Genomic DNA, 15,621 nt, shown 5'->3' with positions numbered 1-15,621 from the left:
AGTCACCAGTGGGACCCCAGCCCCAATCCCCCGGGGGCACTGGGCTCGGTGCGGGTGAGCAGCGCCTGGTGCAGCTCGACGGTGTTGCGCTCGAAGCCCAGCCGGGACCCGGCCATGTAGAGGCCCCACACCCGCGCGGTGCCGGCGCCGGACTCCGCGACGCACTCGTCCCAGTGCTCGCGCAGGTTGGCGCACCAGTCCCGCAGCGTCAGGGCGTAGTGCTCGCGCAGGTTCTCCACGTGCTGCAGCTCCAGGCCGGCGTTCTGGGCCTCGGTGACGATGCGCCCCACCCCCGTCAGCTCCCCGTCGGGGAAGACGTAGCGGTCGATGAACGCCCCCGTCTCGGCGCGCCGGTTGTGCGGCCGGGTGATGCAGTGGTTGAGGAGCCGCCCCCCGGGCCGCAGCCGGTCGTGCAGGTGACGGAAGTAGGACGGGTAGTTGCGCACGCCGATGTGCTCGGTCAGGCCGATGGACGAGATCGCGTCGAACCCCGTCTCGGAGACCTCGCGGTAGTCCTGGTGCCGCACCTGTACGAGGTGACCGAGACCGGCCTCCTCGACGCGGTGACGTGCCCAGGCGGCCTGCTGCGCGGAGAGCGTCACCGCCAGGACGCTCACCCCGTGCTCGCGGGCGGCGTGCATCGCCATCCCGCCCCACCCGCAGCCGGTGTCGAGCAGCCGCTGGCCCGCGGTGAGCCCCAGCTTGCTCGCCACCAGCTCGTGCTTGGCCGCCTGTGCCTCCTCCAGCGTCGAGGTGGCCTCCGGGTAGAGGGCGCAGGTGTAGGTCATGGAGGGGCCGAGCACGCTCTCGTAGAAGCGGTTGGAGACGTCGTAGTGGTGCTCGATGACCGCGGCGTCCCGGGCCCTGGTGTGCCGCAGTCCCTCGACGGCCCGGCGCCACCGGGGCAGGTGCTCCTCCGGCGGCGGCTTGGGCGGGACCAGGTGGGCGAGCCCGAGGGAGCGGAGCAGCGGCATCCTCTCGGTCGCTCCGGGGACGCGGAACCCGGTGCGGTCCAGCAGCAGCGCGAGCAGGTCGTAGGGGTCCCCCGGATGGACACCCTCCATCTCGAGGTCCCCGGCGACGTAGGCGCGGGCCAGACCGAGGTCACCGGGCGCCGTGAGGAGGTAGGAGAGCCCGCGCTCGGCGCGCAGGTGCAGGCCCAGCGGCGAGTCCTCGGGCCCGGTCGCGCTGCCGTCGTAGGCGGTGAACCGCAGGGGGAGCTCGTCGCGCATCAGCGACTCGACCGCCTCGGCGATCGTCATGGTGCGGGGCATGGTCGCAGTCATCGTCGTCGTACCGCCTTGTCGTACAGGGGGGTGAGCCGGTCCTGTGGGTCGTACGTCGCCTTCACGGCGGCGAGCACGTCGCCCCCGTAGAGGCTGTCGAACGTCTCGCGGTCGTAGAACGCCTCGGAGTAGAGGGACTTGTGGCCGCCCAGCTCCGCGACCGCCCGCTCCACGGCGCGGTTGACCGGGGCCTCGGCGGCACCCGGACCCACCGGGACGGTCCCCCAGAAGCCGAGGTTGACGTACGTCGTGCCCGGTCGCAGCGGATAGGTCGGCCAGGGGCGCGGGGAGCGCAGGCGCAGCGGGCAGAGCCAGACCGGCCGCATGCCCACCTCGGCGTCGAACCAGCCGAGGAACTCGCCGAGGCGCTCGAGCGGGACCTCGACGTCCTGGACCACCCGCTCCCGGGCCGGCCGCCCCGCCCGACGGTCCAGCCGGTCCACCACCCCGTAGCGGCGGTCCAGCGCGACGAGTCGCTGGTAGACGTCGGAGCGGCGCAGGCGACGGGGCCAGAGCCGGCGCACCCACGGCCGCTCCAGCCCGAACGCGGCCGAGCACCAGAACCAGTCGGTGTCCCAGCGCCACAGGTAGTCGTGGGCGGTGAGGAGGTCGGCCGAGCGGCCCCGCACGGACCGGTAGTAGACCGCCTCCCGGGTGTAGTCCGAGGTGGGCCCCGGCTCCGCGTCGTAGCGGGCCAGCGTGAGCCGCAGGTCTCCGGGCGCGAAGGCGACGCCGTCCATGGCGTCCACCTGCTCGCCCTGCCACTGCCGGGTGCCCACCACCTCCGCCACCGCCGCCGCGAGGTCGTCGACGGAGTGGAACCGGACGTGGCGCAGGGCGACGAACCCGCCCACCCGCTCGAGCTCGATCTCCAGCCGGGTGGCGTAGCCGAGCGAGCCGTAGGAGTTGGGGAAGGCGTCGAAGAGGTCGTCCCCCGGCCGGACCGTGACGATCTCCCCGGCTCCGGTGAGGACGTCCATCTCCGTGACCGACTCGTGGGGCAGGCCGTTGCGGAAGCTGGTCGCCTCGATGCCGAGGCCGCTCACCGCCCCGCCCAGGGTGATGGTGCGCAGCTGGGGCACCACCAGCGGCGCCAGCCCGTGCGGCAGCGTGGCGGCGGTCAGGCGCTCGTAGGTGCACATGCCCTGCACCTGGGCGGTCATGCCGGCCGCGTCGACCGCGAGGACCCCGTCCAGGCCGGAGACGTCGAGCCCTTGGGAGGCGCCGTCGCGGGGGCGGAAGAGGTTCGTCGTCCTCTTGCTCAGCCGCACCGGGGCGTTGGGTGGCAGGGCCGCCCAGGAGGCCCGCAGTCGGTCGACCGCGGCCTGGTGCCTGCGCCCCTCGGAAGGAGCCACGAGAAGGCTCACCTACGACAGGCTAGGGCGCTCCGGCCCCGCGCGACAGCCCCTGACCACCGCCTGACCGTGTCAGGCGCCCGGCACCGTGCCCAGCTCCGCCGCGGCGCCGCTGGCGCTGACCGTGCCCCGGATGTCGCCCAGGTGGACGACGACCTCGGGCGAGGCGAACTCGACCAGGACCGCGCGGTCCTCCTCGCCCAGCGAGTCGGCTCCGAGCAGGACGGCGGCCTCCAGGCCCCGCGAGCCCGAGGAGTGGGCCATCGCCACCGCGACCTGCAGCGCACTGAGCCGCAGCGACCGCAGCTCGACGCTGGCGGCCGCGTAGGTCCGGCCGTCGGTGTCGCGCACCGCGGCGCCCTGCGCGGCACCCACCCGAGCGCGGGTGGCCCGGGCCAGCGTCACCAGCTTGGCGTCCTCGGCCTCCAGCACCTGTCCGCCGCCGTTCTCAGCCATCGGATCCACCCTCGCTCCCGGCCGCCACGGCCGACTCGTCGTCCTCGTCGTCCTCGTCCGCCACCCGGTTGACCAGGACGGTGCCCACCTTGTTCCGACGCCCCGAGGGCCCCTCCGCCTCGAAGCGCAGGCCGTGCACCTCGACCGCGGACCCAGGGATCGGGACCTTGCCCAGGTGCTTGGCCATCAGTCCCCACACCGTGTCGACGTCGTCGTCGATCACGTGGATCCCGAAGACCTCCCCCAGGTCGCCCACGGGGAAGCGGGAGGAGACCCGGGTGCCGTGCGGGGTGCTCTCGACCTGCACCTCGGCCTCGTCGTACTCGTCGGTGATCTCACCCACGATCTCCTCGAGGACGTCCTCGATGGTGACCAGGCCGGCGGTGCCGCCGTACTCGTCGACGACCACCGCGATGTGCTGGCGCGAGGCCTGCATCTCCGCGAGCAGCGCGTCCGCGGGCTTGGAGTCGGGCACGTGGTAAACCGGCCGCATCAGCTCGTCGATGCGCTGGGTCGTCTCCACGTCGGGGTCCTCGAAGTCCCGCCGCACGATGTCCTTGAAGTAGGCGATCCCCACGATGTCGTCGAGGTTCTCCTCGATCACCGGGACCCGCGAGTAGCCGCTGCGCAGGAACAGCGACATCGCCTGGCGGAGGTTCTTGTGCCGCTCGAGGTAGACGATGTCGGGTCGGGGCACCATCACCTCGCGGGCGATGGTGTCGCCGAGCTGGAAGACGGAGTGGATCATCTTGCGCTCCCCCTCCTCGATCACCGAGGAGGCCTCCGCCAGGTCGACGAGCTCGCGCAGCTCGGTCTCGGTGGAGAAGGGGCCGCGACGGAAGCCGCGCCCCGGGGTGATCGCGTTGCCCAGCAGGATCAGCAGCTGGGGCACCGGGCCCAGGATCCGGGTCACCAGCGCCACCGGCCCGGCCAGGGCGAGACCCACGCTGACGTGGTGCTGGCGCCCCAGCGTCCGCGGCGCGACGCCGATGACGACGAAGGAGATCAGCAGCATCGTCCCCAGGGCCGAGAGCAGGGTGGGCCACCACTCGCCGTCCCAGAAGTCGTGCAGCAGCAGGGTGACCACGACGATCGCGCCGACCTCGAAGAGCAAGCGCAGCATCAGCACGGTGTTGAGGTAGCGCGGGGAGTCGTCGAGGATCTGCAGCACCCGCCGGGCCCGCGTCCGCCCCTCGGCGAGGAGCTCCTCCGCGCGCGCCCGGGAGAACCCGCTCAGCGCCGCGTCGGCGGCCGAGAAGACCCCGGCCAGCAGCACCATCGCGGCGGCCCCCAGCGCCCAGGCGAGCTCGGTCATCGTGGCACCCCCGCTGTGGCGGCGCTCACCGGTCGGCAGGCGCGGTGCGCCAGCGGTCCAGGAGCTGGGCCTGCAGGTCGAACATCACCTTGTGCTCCTCGGGCTCCGCGTGGTCGTAGCCCAGCAGGTGGAGGATGCCGTGCACGGTCAGCAGCTCGATCTCGTCGGTGGTGCCGTGGCCGGCGGCCTCGCCCTGGCGCTCGGCCACCGCCGGGCAGAGCACCAGGTCGCCCAGCACCCCCTCCTCCGGCTCCTCGTCGACCAGGCCGGGACGCAGCTCGTCCATCGGGAAGGCCAGCACGTCGGTCGGGCCCTCCTTCTCCATCCACTTCTCGTTGAGCTCGGCGATCGTGGCCTCGTCGACGGCCTTGATGCAGAGCTCGGCCATCGGGTGCACCCGCATGCTGTCCATCACGAAGCGGCTCAGGGAGGCCAGGCGCTGGACGTCGAGCTCGTGACCGGACTCGTTGAGGATCTCGATCGTCACGAGCGGCGCTCCTTGCCCGAGGCGTGCGGCGCGCTCTCGACACGGGCGTCGAACTCGTCGTAGGCCGCGACGATCTTGCCGACGAGGCGGTGGCGCACCACGTCGTGGCTGGTGAGCCGGTTGAAGACGACGTCCTCGACCCCGGTCAGGATGCTCTCCACGACCTTGAGCCCCGACTTGACCCCGCCCGGCAGGTCAACCTGGGTGACGTCACCGGTGACCACGATCTTGGAGCCGAACCCGAGGCGGGTCAGGAACATCTTCATCTGCTCCGGGGAGGTGTTCTGGGCCTCGTCGAGGATGATGAACGCGTCGTTCAGCGTCCGGCCGCGCATGTAGGCCAGCGGTGCCACCTCGATCGTCCCGGCCGCCAGCAGCTTGGGGATGGTCTCGGGGTCGATCATGTCGTGCAGCGCGTCGTAGAGCGGCCGCAGGTAGGGATCGATCTTCTCGCTGAGCGTGCCGGGCAGGTAGCCCAGCCGCTCGCCGGCCTCCACCGCGGGACGGGTGAGGATGATCCGGGTGACCGCCTTGGTCTGCAGGGCCTGGACCGCCTTGGCCATGGCCAGGTACGTCTTCCCGGTGCCGGCGGGGCCGATGCCGAAGGTGATCGTGTGCTTGTCGATGGAGTCGACGTAGCGCTTCTGGTTGAGCGTCTTGGGGCGGATGGTGCGACCGCGGTTGGAGAGGATGTTGAGCGACAGCACGTCGGCCGGGCGCTCGGTGGTCTCCTGACGCAGCATCGAGACGATGCGCTCGATGGTCTCGATGGTCACGCCCTGGCCGGTGCGCAGGATCGCGACGACCTCGTCCAGGAGCCGCTCGGCCAGCGCGATCTCGGCGGCGTCGCCGTGGAAGGTGACCCGGTTGCCGCGGACGTGGACGTCGGTGTCGAAGGACTCCTCGATGAAGGCGAGGTGCTCGTCCCCCGGACCCAGGACGCTGACCATGTTGATGCTGTTCGGCACCACGACGGTGTGCTTGGTGATGAGCGGTGAGTCAGTCATGGATCCCCTGTGGGGCGACCTTCCGGGACGACGAGTGGGCGGCACCCATGCTACGCCGAGCATGGGTGCCGCCCCCAGTCACTTTCTCCCGAGCGGCGGGAGCCGGGGTCACGGCTTGCTGACCGTCAGCATCCCCAGGCACATCTCGTCGGTCGTCCCGTCGCCCCACACGACGTACCGGTCCGGCTGGCCCTCGAACGACGGCAGCTGGTCGCGGAGCTCCTGGCTGTGCCGGCAGCTGACCTTGACCTCGTCTCCCGGGGCGATCTTGACCGGGTCGATCGGGATCCCGCCCTGGTCGTCGAAGTCCCACACCCCGATGTCGAGGATCGTCCGGGCACGTGGCGTCCCCGGATTGACCTCGATCTTGATCTCCTTGCCCAGCAGGTGCATGTGACCGGCGACGCCGTGGACGGTCATCGGCTCCCGGAAGGTGCGCACGCACTCGGTGCGCTCGCCGGCCTCCCAGTCGTCGCCGCACAGCAGGTGGAGCAGGTTGGCCGTCCGGTCGCCGTCGGGCCCGATCCGGTTGCGCAGGTCCAGCATGGACAGGCTCCGGTCGCAGAACCGGCCATCGGCATGCTCCGGACGGCACGGCATCTCCACCGGTGCCGGCAGCAGCACCGTCTGCAGCCCGGTCATCGACTCCGAGACGGGCTTGAGCCGCAGCTGGGTGGCGCTCACGTCGGGCTGGGGGCCGGCGAGCAGGTTGTAGTGCACCTGCATGATCACCCGCGTCCCCTTCTCCAGGCGCACGCCGTGTCCCGGCTTGGTCACCGACTCCTCGCCACCGGGCGCCCACGCGGCGAGCCAGCCCGCGTCGGTCAGCTGGTCGGCCGGCGCCTGGAGGCCGGAGCCGCCGAAGCAGGTCCAGCCGGGGCCGTCCTCGGCGGCGTCCAGGTCCTCGGCGCGCGGCACGTCCGAGGGCTCCACCTTGAAGAGGATGACGTGGTGCACGACCTCGGGGTTGCCGGGCAGCACGTGGGTGCCGGTCAGGAACTCCGGCTTCTCCAGGCCGGGGTCGATGAGGAAGCACCGGTAGTCGTCGGTGCCCTTGCCGGTCGGGGACGAGGGCGTGTAGGTCTCGTCCATGGAGACGGTGACCCGGCGCTCGTCGGGACGCAGCTTCTTGGCCGCGACCGCCTCGGCCCCCTCGTGGTGGTCGTCGCCGGCGGTGGCCGCGTCGCTCGGCTCGACGAGCCGGTCGGCGGGCGTGCCCGCGTCGGGGGCGTCGTCGTCGGCACACGCGCCCAGCATCGTCAGCGAGAGCGCCAGGGCGGCCAGCGAGGCCAGTCGTCGCCTCATCCGGGCGGCCAGCTCAGCGGGCGGCCACCGAGGACGTGGAGGTGGGTGTGGAAGACGACCTGGCCGGCACCCGCCCCGGTGTTGAAGACCAGGCGGTAGTCACCGGCGAGCCCGTCGGCCTCGGCCACCGCGTCGGCCATCCGCACCAGGTCGGCGAGCCCCTCGGGGTCCTGGGTGGCCAGCTCCACGGCGTTCGCGTGGTGGGCGCGGGGCACCACCAGGACGTGGGTGGGGGCCTGGGGATTGACGTCGCGGAAGGCCACGGAGCGGTCGGAGGCGTCGAGCACCTCGGCCGGCACGTCGCCCGCCACCAGCCGGCAGAACAGGCACTCGGCCGTGTGGCCGGGATCACTCGATGGGCTCATGGCAGGACTCTCCCACGGGAGACAGAGAGCTGTCTCGCCTCCGCTCAGCAGGGGAGACACGGTCCGTGCGGCGCGCCGGGTAAACCCCGCGGCTGCGGCGCGCGTCCCACTAGCGTGACGACCGATGCTGCTCTCCCCTGCCGGGCGGTGCACCACATGAGCCGGCCCCTGGACGCCGACGAGGCGCTGGAGCACCTGTACGCCCACCACTGGCACGCGTTGGTCCGTCTCTCCACCCTGCTGGTCCGCGACCAGGGCACCGCCGAGGAGGTGGTCCAGGACGCCTTCGTCGCGATGCACCGGCACTGGGACCGGATCCGCGACCAGGGCGCCGCACCGGCCTACCTGCGGCGCAGCGTGGTGAACGGGTCGAGGTCGGCGCTGCGGCACCGGGTGGTCCGCGCTCGCCACGCCCACCGTGAGGCGGTGCCGGCGACTCTCCCCGACGTGCTCGACTCCCGGGCGGAACGGCTCTCCGAGCGCGCCGCCGTGACCGAGGCGCTCGCAGCCTTGCCCGGACGGCAGCGGGAGGTCCTGGTGCTCCGTCACTACCTGCAGCTCTCGGAGGCGGAGATCGCCTCCACCCTCGGCATCTCCAGGGGCGCGGTGAAGAGCCACGCCTCCCGCGGCAGCGCCGCGCTCCGGGAGCTGCTCGAGCCCTTCGTCAAGGAGCAGGCATGACCCACGACCACGAGCACCCGCGCCAGCACGACGCCGAGCTGCGGCGGCTGCTGACCGCTGCCGCCGCGGACGTCGAGCCCACGGACCGCCTTCCGAGCATCCGGGCCCGTACGGCGGGCCGCCGGCCGGGAGACGCCCGGCGCACCTGGCCCCTGACCCTGGCGGGCGCCGCCTCGGTGGCCGCCGTGGTCGCCGGCGTCGTCGCGTTGGGCGGCTTCCTCGACGGGCCGACGGAGGAGACCGTCGCGCCGGCCTCCCCACCGGCTGCTTCCCCGACTGCCTCCCCGCCTGTCTCCCCGACCGCTCCGGAGACCGCTCCCCCGGTCGAGAGCGCGACCGAGATGCCCACCGGCTCCCCCGGTCGCCGGACGATGGCGCTGCCGATCTACTACCTGGTGGACACCGAGCGGGCCGGGGTCCGGCTCGTCCGCGAGTTCCGCGAGGGCGAGCCCGCACGACGGCTCGGCGACGCGCTCGCCCTGCTCACGGGTCCCGCCCTCGACCCCGACTACCGCACCGCCTGGCCCGAGGGGTCGCTGCTCGGGTCCAGCTTCGACGGGATCGGCGACGACGGTTCGTTCGGAGTCACCGTCTCCGAGAAGGTCCTCGACCGCCCCCCGGGGATGTCGGACCAGGAGGCCAGGGCCGCGGTCGAGCAGGTGGTCCGCACCCTGCAGGGCGTGAGCCAGTCCAGCGCACCGGTGCGGTTCTCCCTGCCCGGATGGGTGGAGGCGCCCCGGCTGCTCGGCGTCCCGCTGGAGGGGCCGGTGAGCCGGGGCTCGACGCTGGAGATGCTCAACCACCTCAACCTGACGACTCCGGAGCAGGGGCAGGTCGTGGAGGCGACCCTCCGGCTCTCCGGCGTGGCCAACAGCTTCGAGGCCTCCGTGTACTGGGAGATCCGGCAGGGTGAGAGGGTCCTGCTCAGCGGCCCCGCGGCGACGGGCTGGATGGAGGACCGGCTCTACCCCTTCGAGGAGGAGATCGACGTGAGCAACCTGCCACCGGGCGACTACACGGTCTGGGCCACCACCGACGACCCCACCGCCGGCACCGAGGGGTCCGGCGCGATGACCGACACGAAGGAGTTCACGATCCGATGAGGCACCGCTCCCCCGCTCCCGGCTCCGCGGCCCTGGTCCTGGGGTGCCTGCTCGTCCTGGGCGGCTGCGGCGACGCCGACACCACGGCCACCGGCGGCACGCCGGGCGCCGACACATCCGGCTCCGGGAGCACCCCGACCGCCTCCCCCACGGACTCCACGGACCCCACGGCCCCCTCGTCCCCTGGCGGGCCCGTCCCGACGGCCACGCCCACCGGCTCGGCTGGCGGGCGCAGCACGGTCGCCGCGTACCTGGTCGGCGAGACCCCGCAGGGGCCGCGCCTCTACCGCGAGTTCCGCGCCGTCGGGTCCGACGACGCCCTGAGCGCGGCGGTCGCGCTGGTCACCACCGGCGACACGCTCGACCCCGACTACCGCTCCCTCTTCCCGACGGGCTCCTTCGCCTCGGTGGTCCACGACCGGGGCGCCGGACGGGTGGTGGCCGAGCTGGCCGACGACGCGTGGGTCGCCCGCCCGGACGGGATGAGCGCGCGGCAGGCGCGCCTCGCCGTCCAGCAGCTGGTGCACACCGCCCAGGCGGTGGTGCAGGAGCGGGTGCCGGTCGTCGTGACGCTCGGGGGCACGCCGACCAGCCTCTTCGGCGTGGACACCTCCGACGGGGTCGGCAATGACGACCCTCTCGACGTGCTGGCGCTCGTCAGCGTCACCGCGCCCGAGCAGGGCGCCGTGGTGAGCGGCTCGTTCCGCGCCAGCGGGGTCGCCAGCGCCTTCGAGGCCACCGTGCCCTGGGAGCTCCGGCGCGGGGACGAGGTCGTGCTGGAGGGCTTCGCCACCGCCGAGGGATGGATGGACCGGCTCTACCCGTGGCAGAGCGACGAGATCGACGTCTCCGGGCTCGAGCCGGGTCGCTACACCTTCGTGGCCACCACCGGGGACGTCTCGGACGGCGAGGGTCCGGGGCCGACCACCGACAGCAAGGAGATCGAGATCCGCTGACGCCCCACCGGGGTCGGCTCCCGAGGAGCGCGCGGCCCGGTCAGGACCAGCGCGCCGTCCGCGCCATCAAGGCTCCCACGGCGACGACGCCGGCGGTCGAGGTGCGGAGCACCTCACGACCCAGCCGCACGGGCCGGGCCCCCGCGGCCTCGAAGGCGGCGAGCTCCTCGGGCGAGACCCCGCCCTCGGGGCCGACCACCAGCGCCACGTCGCCGGCCGGCACCTCCAGCGCGGAGAGCGGGGTGGTGGCGTCCTCGTGGAGCACCAGGGCGAGGTCGGCGGCACCGAGCAGGTCGCACACCTGCGCGGTGGAGCTCAGCGCGGCGACCTCGGGGAACCAGGAGCGGCGGGCCTGCTTGGCAGCCTCCTGGGCGGTGCTCACCCAGCGGGCGTGCGAGCGGGCGGCCCGCTCCCCCCGCCAGACCGCCACGCTGCGCGAGGCGGCCCAGGGCACGAGCCGGTCCACGCCGACCTCGGTGAGGACCTCGACTGCCAGCTCGCCGCGTTCGCCCTTGGGCAGGGCCTGGACCACTGTGAACGACGGCACGGGTCGCTCGGCCCGCTCCACCTCGGCCACCTCCACCGAGAGCAGCCGCTTCCCGGTCGCGGTCACCTCGCCGACGACCCGGGTGCCGCGACCGTCGGTGAGGGCGACCCGCTCGCCGGTCCGCAGGCGCCGGACGGCGACGGCGTGGTGGCCCTCGTCCCCCGTCACGTCCACGACGTCCCCGGGACGCGCGCGCTCCAGCGAGGGCACCCAGTGCACGGGCAACGACACGGGGCCTCCGCTCAGCCGCCGTGGAAGGCGTCGCGCAGCCGGCCGAAGACCGACTTGCCCGAGGAGCGGACGGTGCCCTCGGGGGACTCCTCCCCGCGCAGCTCCGCGAGCTCGCGGAGCAGCTCCTCCTGACGGTGGTCGAGCCGGGTCGGCGTCTCGACCACGATGGTGACGACCAGGTCACCGCGTCCGCCGCGCAGGCCGGGCACGCCGCGGCCCTTGAGCACCTGCTCGGTGCCCGACTGGGTGCCGGGACGGACCTCCAGCTCGAGCGAGCGCTCCGCGTCGCTCTCGTCGTCGTCGAGGTCCGCCTCGAGCATGGACAGGGTGAGGGTGGTGCCGAGCGCCGCCGCGGTCATCGGCAGGGCGACCGTGCAGTGCAGGTCGTTGCCGTTGCGGATGAAGGTGGGGTGCTGGGCCACCCGGATCTCCACGTAGAGGTCGCCGGCGGGGCCGCCGCCCGGCCCGACCTCCCCCTCGTGGGCGAGCTGCACCCGGGTGCCGTCGTCCACGCCCGGCGGGATCTTGACCGTGAGGGTGCGGCGGGACCGTACCCGCCCGTCTCCGGCGCACTCCCGGCAGGGGTCGGCGATGATCGACCCGAAGCCGCGGCAGGCCGCGCAGGGGCGCAGGGTGCGGATCTCACCCAGGAACGACCGCTGCACCTGGGCCACCTCGCCGGCCCCGCGGCAGGTCTCGCAGGTCTGCGGGTGGGTGCCGGGGGCGGTGCCCTCGCCGTGGCAGGTCGAGCAGACCACCGCGGTGTCGACCTTGATCTCCTTGGTGACGCCGAACGCGGCCTCGGCCAGCTCGACCTCGAGCGCGATCAGCGCGTCCTGGCCCCGCCTGGTCCGCGGCCGGGGCCCCCGCCCGCCGCCGCCGGCCGCGCCGCCACCGGGGCCCTGGCCGCCGAAGAAGGCGTCCATGATGTCGGTGAAGGAGAACCCGGCACCCTGGCCGAAGCCACCGGCTCCCCCGAAGGGGTCGCCGCCCCGGTCGTAGTGGGCGCGCTTCTGGGGGTCCGAGAGCACCTCGTAGGCCCCCGTCACCTCCTTGAACCGCTCCTGGGTCTCCGGGTCCGGGTTGACGTCCGGGTGGAGCTGGCGGGCCAGCCGGCGGTAGGCCTTCTTGATCGTGTCGGCATCGGCGTCCCGGGGAACACCGAGCAACTCGTAGAGGTCCTGGCTCAACTTCGTCCTTCGTCTTGGTGGGGGTGCGAGGCCGCTCAGGCCTCGTCGAGGATGCGGGAGACGTATCGGGCGACCGCACGGACCGCCGCCATGCTGCCGGGGTAGTCCATCCGGGTCGGGCCCACGACACCCAGGCTCGCCAGCGCGTCCTGCCCCGGGCCGTACCCGGTGGCCACGACGCTGGTCCCGGAGAGCTCGGTGTAGGGCCCCTCGTGCCCGATCCTGACCGTCACGGCACCGGCGTCGGCGGCCTCGCCCAGGAGCCGCATCAACACGACCTGCTCCTCCAGGGCCTCCAGCAGCGGCCGCACGGCGGTGTCGAAGTCCTGACCGAACCGGGCCAGGTTGGCCGCGCCGCCGACCGCCACCCGCTCGTCGCGACGGTGGTCGGACATGGCCTCGGTGAGGCTCTCGACGACCGCACCGGTCAGGGCAGCGTCGGTGTCCGGGACCTCCTCCGCCAGGGCGGTCAGCGCGCTGGCGGCCTCGGCGATCCGTCGTCCGGAGGTCGCGCGGCCGATCCGGTTGCGCAGGGCGACGAGCTGCTCGTCCCCGATCTCGTCGGACTCCGGAGGCAGCTCGACGAGCCTCTGCTCGACCCGGCCCGTGGAGAGGATCAGCACGACCAGCAGCCGACCCGGCGCCAGCACGACGACCTCGACGTGGCGCACGGTGCTGCGCGACAGCGTCGGGTACTGCACGACGGCGACCTGACGGGTCAGCTGGGAGAGCGTCCGCACGGAGCGCTGGACGACGTCGTCGAGGTCCACGGCGCCGTCGAGGAAGGAAGCGATCGCCCGCCGCTCGGCGCTGGACATCGGCTTGACCGTGCTGAGCCGGTCGACGAACAGCCGGTACCCCTTGTCGGTGGGGACCCGTCCGGCGCTGGTGTGCGGCTGGTGGATGAAGCCCTCGTCCTCGAGGGCCGCCATGTCGTTGCGCACGGTCGCCGGGGAGACACCCAGCTGGTGCCGTTCCACCAGCGCCTTCGAGCCCACCGGCTCCTCGGTGGCGACGTAGTCCTCGACGATGGCGCGGAGAACGGCGAGCTTGCGTTCCTCCGACATGGGCTCCTCCGTTCGGATCGTTCGTGCGTGCTTGGAGTTCTCGGATGGCAGGCTGGCACTCCAGACCCCCGAGTGCCAAGTCTACAAGGAAGGATCCCGCGGGCTAGGCTCGCGTACATGCCGGAGTTCCAGCAGGTCGCAGACCGGGTCTGGGTGGCACGGTACGCCGCCCACGACGTCAACGTCACCGTGGTCGGAGGTGCCCGGGGAGCGCTGGTCGTCGACACCGGGGAGTCCGAGGAGGCCGGCCGCGAGCTGGTCGAGCAGGTGCGGGCCCTCGACGTCGGCGAGGTGGTCGCCGTGGTGAACACCCACGACCACGTCGCCCACGTCGGCGGCAACGACGCCCTCGTCTCCGCCTTCCCCGACGCCGCGGTGGTGGCACACGAGGACGCCGACGTGCCGGAGGTCACCCGGACCTTCTCCTCGGTGCACGTCGTCGAGCTCGGCGACCGGGTCGTCGAGCTCTTCCATCCCGGGCGCGCCCACACCGGGGGCGACCTGGTGGTACGGGTCGGCGACGCCGACGTCCTGGTCGTCGGCGACCTGGTGACGGAGTCCACCGCCCCCTGGTACGGCGACGACTCGTGGCCGATGGAGTGGCCGGTCGCGCTCGACCTGGTGCTGGGTCTCACCACACCCGGCACCGTCGTCGTCCCGGGCCACGGGGCCCCGGTGGACCGCGACTTCCTCGAGCAGCAGCGCGGCGACATCGGCACGGTCGCGGAGACCCTGCGCGACCTGGCCGGACGCGGGGTGCCACGCACCGAGGCGCTCGCCGCGGCCAGCTGGCCCTTCCCGCTCGAGCACGTGGCCCCGGCCGTTGACCGGGCCTACGACCAGCTGCCCCGGTCGCAGCGTCAGCTCCCCCTGGTGTGAGGCACCGCCGGCCGCCGTGCCGACTGCCCCGCCGCCTCCCGGCCCGGCACCTCTGCCGAGCATTCCAGGTGTGACTCGACTCACCCGCGGGTACGCCGAGGCCATGACCGACACCTCCGAGACCCCCGACCTGCCCCAGGCGCACAGCACCACCAGCGAGGCCGACGCCGACCACGGCTCGGACGACGCGGCCCCGCAGGACCGCTCGGTCGCCGGCATCTCCGACGAGCAGCTGCCCGACGACCTCAAGCCGGGCGAGGACAACCCCCTCGCCGAGCCGTTGGACCCCGACGACCCGGCCACCAAGTCGCAGGAGGAGCTCGCGGTGCTCGAGGAGGGCGACGACGCCGACCGGTCCGGGGCCGACGACGCGGACGAGCCCGCCACCGACGCGGAGGCGATGCAGGACTCCGGCGACCAGGGTCAGGCCGGGATCAGCGGCGGATGATCTGGACGGCTCCGCGCGTCCTCACGCCGGGCGGACCCCCGGCGTCCTAGCGTGGACCGGTGCCTTCCCCCACCGACCGCTACGGTTCCGACGTCCTCTCCGGCGACTGGCGCGCCCCCAAGCGGGGTCGCGCCCAGGAGCGGGCCGCCGAGCTCGGCCTCGTGGTCGAGGAGGTCACCACCGAGTGGTGCGGCGAGATCGTCGCCATGGACCGCGACCTGCGGACGATCACCCTGGAGGATCGCCGGCGCAAGCGGCGGACCTTCCCGATGGGCCCCGGCTTCCTGCTCGAGGGCGCCCCGGTGGTCCTGACCCCGCCGGTCCAGCGCGCCGCCCCGGCCAAGGCCACCCGGACCGCCTCGGGGTCGGTGGCGGTCCACGGAGCCAAGGCCCGGGTCGCCCGGCAGAGCCGGATCTTCGTGGAGGGCCGGCACGACGCCGAGCTCGTCGAGAAGGTCTGGGGCGACGACCTGCGCATCGAGGGCGTCGTGGTGGAGTTCCTGGGCGGCGTGGACGACCTGGCCGACCACCTCAAGGACTTCAAGCCCGGACCCGAGCGCCGCGTCGGCGTGCTGGTCGACCACCTGGTGCCCGGCTCCAAGGAGAGCCGGATCGCCCAGGGGATCATGCGCTCGCCGGTGGGCAAGCACGTGCTGATCGTGGGGCACCCGTTCATCGACATCTGGCAGGCCGTCAAGCCCGAGCGCCTCGGCTTCACCCGCTGGCCCGACGTGCCGCGCTCGATCGACTGGAAGAAGGGCACCTGCCAGCAGCTGGGCTGGCCGCACCGGGACCAGGCCGACATCGCGCGCGCCTGGAAGCACGTCCTCGGCGGTGTGCGCGGCTTCCAGGACCTTGACCCCGCCCTGCTCGGCCGGGTCGAGGAGCTGATCGACTTCGTCACCGCGCCCTGAGAGCGGCTCCCGGACCGCCGTCGGGCGGG

Annotated in this window: 17 protein-coding genes; 6 read left to right on the top strand and 11 right to left on the bottom strand. The window is 73.2% G+C overall.

The genetic code is table 11. The features are described from left to right. Positions 1-2: 2 nt before the first annotated feature. The 8 genes from AC4BGE_RS17265 to AC4BGE_RS17230 form a co-directional block, all read right to left on the bottom strand. Positions 3-1,286, bottom strand: a complete 1,284-nt coding sequence (locus AC4BGE_RS17265) for a class I SAM-dependent methyltransferase (RefSeq protein ID WP_490576077.1) — start codon at positions 1,284-1,286, stop codon at positions 3-5. Beyond that, positions 1,283-2,653 (bottom strand): FAD-binding oxidoreductase, encoded by a 1,371-nt coding sequence (locus AC4BGE_RS17260; RefSeq protein WP_490576076.1) that lies wholly within the window; start codon positions 2,651-2,653, stop codon positions 1,283-1,285. The genes AC4BGE_RS17265 and AC4BGE_RS17260 overlap by 4 nt, the downstream gene beginning before the upstream one ends. 60 nt (positions 2,654-2,713) lie before the next feature. Then, positions 2,714-3,097: a cytidine deaminase gene (locus tag AC4BGE_RS17255; RefSeq protein ID WP_490576075.1), complete on the bottom strand. Its 384-nt coding sequence runs from the start codon at positions 3,095-3,097 to the stop codon at positions 2,714-2,716. Then, on the bottom strand, positions 3,090-4,412 hold the full coding sequence (locus tag AC4BGE_RS17250) for a hemolysin family protein (protein WP_490572429.1): 1,323 nt from the start codon (positions 4,410-4,412) through the stop codon (positions 3,090-3,092). Before AC4BGE_RS17250 ends, AC4BGE_RS17255 begins: the two co-directional genes overlap by 8 nt. 25 nt (positions 4,413-4,437) lie before the next feature. After that, positions 4,438-4,899 (bottom strand): rRNA maturation RNase YbeY, encoded by a 462-nt coding sequence (ybeY, locus tag AC4BGE_RS17245; protein WP_490572430.1) that lies wholly within the window; start codon positions 4,897-4,899, stop codon positions 4,438-4,440. Continuing rightward, positions 4,896-5,906 (bottom strand): PhoH family protein, encoded by a 1,011-nt coding sequence (locus AC4BGE_RS17240; RefSeq protein WP_490576074.1) that lies wholly within the window; start codon positions 5,904-5,906, stop codon positions 4,896-4,898. Before AC4BGE_RS17240 ends, ybeY begins: the two co-directional genes overlap by 4 nt. A 108-nt stretch (positions 5,907-6,014) precedes the next feature. Then, positions 6,015-7,211, bottom strand: coding sequence for a hypothetical protein (locus tag AC4BGE_RS17235; protein ID WP_490576073.1), 1,197 nt, complete (start codon positions 7,209-7,211; stop codon positions 6,015-6,017). Beyond that, positions 7,208-7,576: an HIT domain-containing protein gene (locus AC4BGE_RS17230; protein ID WP_490572433.1), complete on the bottom strand. Its 369-nt coding sequence runs from the start codon at positions 7,574-7,576 to the stop codon at positions 7,208-7,210. Before AC4BGE_RS17230 ends, AC4BGE_RS17235 begins: the two co-directional genes overlap by 4 nt. A gap of 156 nt (positions 7,577-7,732) precedes the next feature. Between AC4BGE_RS17230 and AC4BGE_RS17225 the strand changes: the two genes are divergently transcribed. Genes AC4BGE_RS17225 through AC4BGE_RS17215 form a run of 3 tightly spaced genes read left to right on the top strand, consistent with a single transcriptional unit; the run spans position 7,733 to position 10,316 of the window. Beyond that, complete coding sequence (locus tag AC4BGE_RS17225; protein ID WP_490572434.1) at positions 7,733-8,257, top strand: SigE family RNA polymerase sigma factor; 525 nt, start codon at positions 7,733-7,735, stop codon at positions 8,255-8,257. Beyond that, on the top strand, positions 8,254-9,360 hold the full coding sequence (locus tag AC4BGE_RS17220; protein ID WP_490576072.1) for a Gmad2 immunoglobulin-like domain-containing protein: 1,107 nt from the start codon (positions 8,254-8,256) through the stop codon (positions 9,358-9,360). The genes AC4BGE_RS17225 and AC4BGE_RS17220 overlap by 4 nt, the downstream gene beginning before the upstream one ends. After that, positions 9,357-10,316, top strand: a complete 960-nt coding sequence (locus tag AC4BGE_RS17215; protein ID WP_490576071.1) for a Gmad2 immunoglobulin-like domain-containing protein — start codon at positions 9,357-9,359, stop codon at positions 10,314-10,316. Before AC4BGE_RS17220 ends, AC4BGE_RS17215 begins: the two co-directional genes overlap by 4 nt. Positions 10,317-10,356: 40 nt before the next feature. Here the strand turns inward: AC4BGE_RS17215 and AC4BGE_RS17210 are convergent, their stop codons facing one another. From AC4BGE_RS17210 to hrcA, 3 genes are read right to left on the bottom strand one after another with little or no spacing between them, the layout of a single operon-like run. Beyond that, positions 10,357-11,094, bottom strand: coding sequence for a 16S rRNA (uracil(1498)-N(3))-methyltransferase (locus tag AC4BGE_RS17210; RefSeq protein ID WP_490572437.1), 738 nt, complete (start codon positions 11,092-11,094; stop codon positions 10,357-10,359). An 11-nt stretch (positions 11,095-11,105) separates the two neighbouring features. Further along, positions 11,106-12,284, bottom strand: coding sequence for a molecular chaperone DnaJ (gene dnaJ / locus AC4BGE_RS17205; protein ID WP_490572438.1), 1,179 nt, complete (start codon positions 12,282-12,284; stop codon positions 11,106-11,108). Positions 12,285-12,319: 35 nt separating this feature from the next. Continuing rightward, entirely contained in the window at positions 12,320-13,351 is a 1,032-nt protein-coding gene (gene hrcA / locus AC4BGE_RS17200) for a heat-inducible transcriptional repressor HrcA (RefSeq protein ID WP_490572439.1), read from the bottom strand. Positions 13,352-13,468: 117 nt separating this feature from the next. On the opposite strand from hrcA, the gene AC4BGE_RS17195 reads away from it, so the two are divergent. From AC4BGE_RS17195 to AC4BGE_RS17185, 3 genes are all read left to right on the top strand, one after another. Beyond that, positions 13,469-14,230: an MBL fold metallo-hydrolase gene (locus tag AC4BGE_RS17195; RefSeq protein WP_490572440.1), complete on the top strand. Its 762-nt coding sequence runs from the start codon at positions 13,469-13,471 to the stop codon at positions 14,228-14,230. A 70-nt stretch (positions 14,231-14,300) separates the two neighbouring features. After that, positions 14,301-14,678 (top strand): hypothetical protein, encoded by a 378-nt coding sequence (locus AC4BGE_RS17190; RefSeq protein ID WP_490576070.1) that lies wholly within the window; start codon positions 14,301-14,303, stop codon positions 14,676-14,678. A 59-nt stretch (positions 14,679-14,737) separates the two neighbouring features. Continuing rightward, positions 14,738-15,592 carry a DUF3097 domain-containing protein gene (locus AC4BGE_RS17185; protein ID WP_490572442.1) on the top strand — a complete coding sequence of 285 codons (855 nt, stop codon included), beginning with the start codon at positions 14,738-14,740 and terminating at the stop codon, positions 15,590-15,592. Positions 15,593-15,621: the final 29 nt, after the last annotated feature.

Source organism: Nocardioides sp. Z50_6, from assembly GCF_058215755.1.
The sequence above is the reverse complement of the archived record's forward strand: the minus strand, read 5'-3'. Positions and strand labels throughout refer to the sequence as shown.

Bases quoted from the DNA above. Each gene is read 5' to 3' on its own strand.
- AC4BGE_RS17265 (WP_490576077.1), bottom strand. From the start codon at position 1,286: ATGACTGCGACCATGCCCCGCACCATGACGATCGCCGAGGCGGTCGAG.
- AC4BGE_RS17255 (WP_490576075.1), bottom strand. From the start codon at position 3,097: ATGGCTGAGAACGGCGGCGGACAGGTGCTGGAGGCCGAGGACGCCAAG.
- AC4BGE_RS17250 (WP_490572429.1), bottom strand. From the start codon at position 4,412: ATGACCGAGCTCGCCTGGGCGCTGGGGGCCGCCGCGATGGTGCTGCTG.
- AC4BGE_RS17240 (WP_490576074.1), bottom strand. From the start codon at position 5,906: ATGACTGACTCACCGCTCATCACCAAGCACACCGTCGTGGTGCCGAAC.
- AC4BGE_RS17235 (WP_490576073.1), bottom strand. From the start codon at position 7,211: ATGAGGCGACGACTGGCCTCGCTGGCCGCCCTGGCGCTCTCGCTGACG.
- AC4BGE_RS17230 (WP_490572433.1), bottom strand. From the start codon at position 7,576: ATGAGCCCATCGAGTGATCCCGGCCACACGGCCGAGTGCCTGTTCTGC.
- AC4BGE_RS17225 (WP_490572434.1), top strand. From the start codon at position 7,733: ATGAGCCGGCCCCTGGACGCCGACGAGGCGCTGGAGCACCTGTACGCC.
- AC4BGE_RS17220 (WP_490576072.1), top strand. From the start codon at position 8,254: ATGACCCACGACCACGAGCACCCGCGCCAGCACGACGCCGAGCTGCGG.
- AC4BGE_RS17215 (WP_490576071.1), top strand. From the start codon at position 9,357: ATGAGGCACCGCTCCCCCGCTCCCGGCTCCGCGGCCCTGGTCCTGGGG.
- hrcA (WP_490572439.1), bottom strand. From the start codon at position 13,351: ATGTCGGAGGAACGCAAGCTCGCCGTTCTCCGCGCCATCGTCGAGGAC.
- AC4BGE_RS17195 (WP_490572440.1), top strand. From the start codon at position 13,469: ATGCCGGAGTTCCAGCAGGTCGCAGACCGGGTCTGGGTGGCACGGTAC.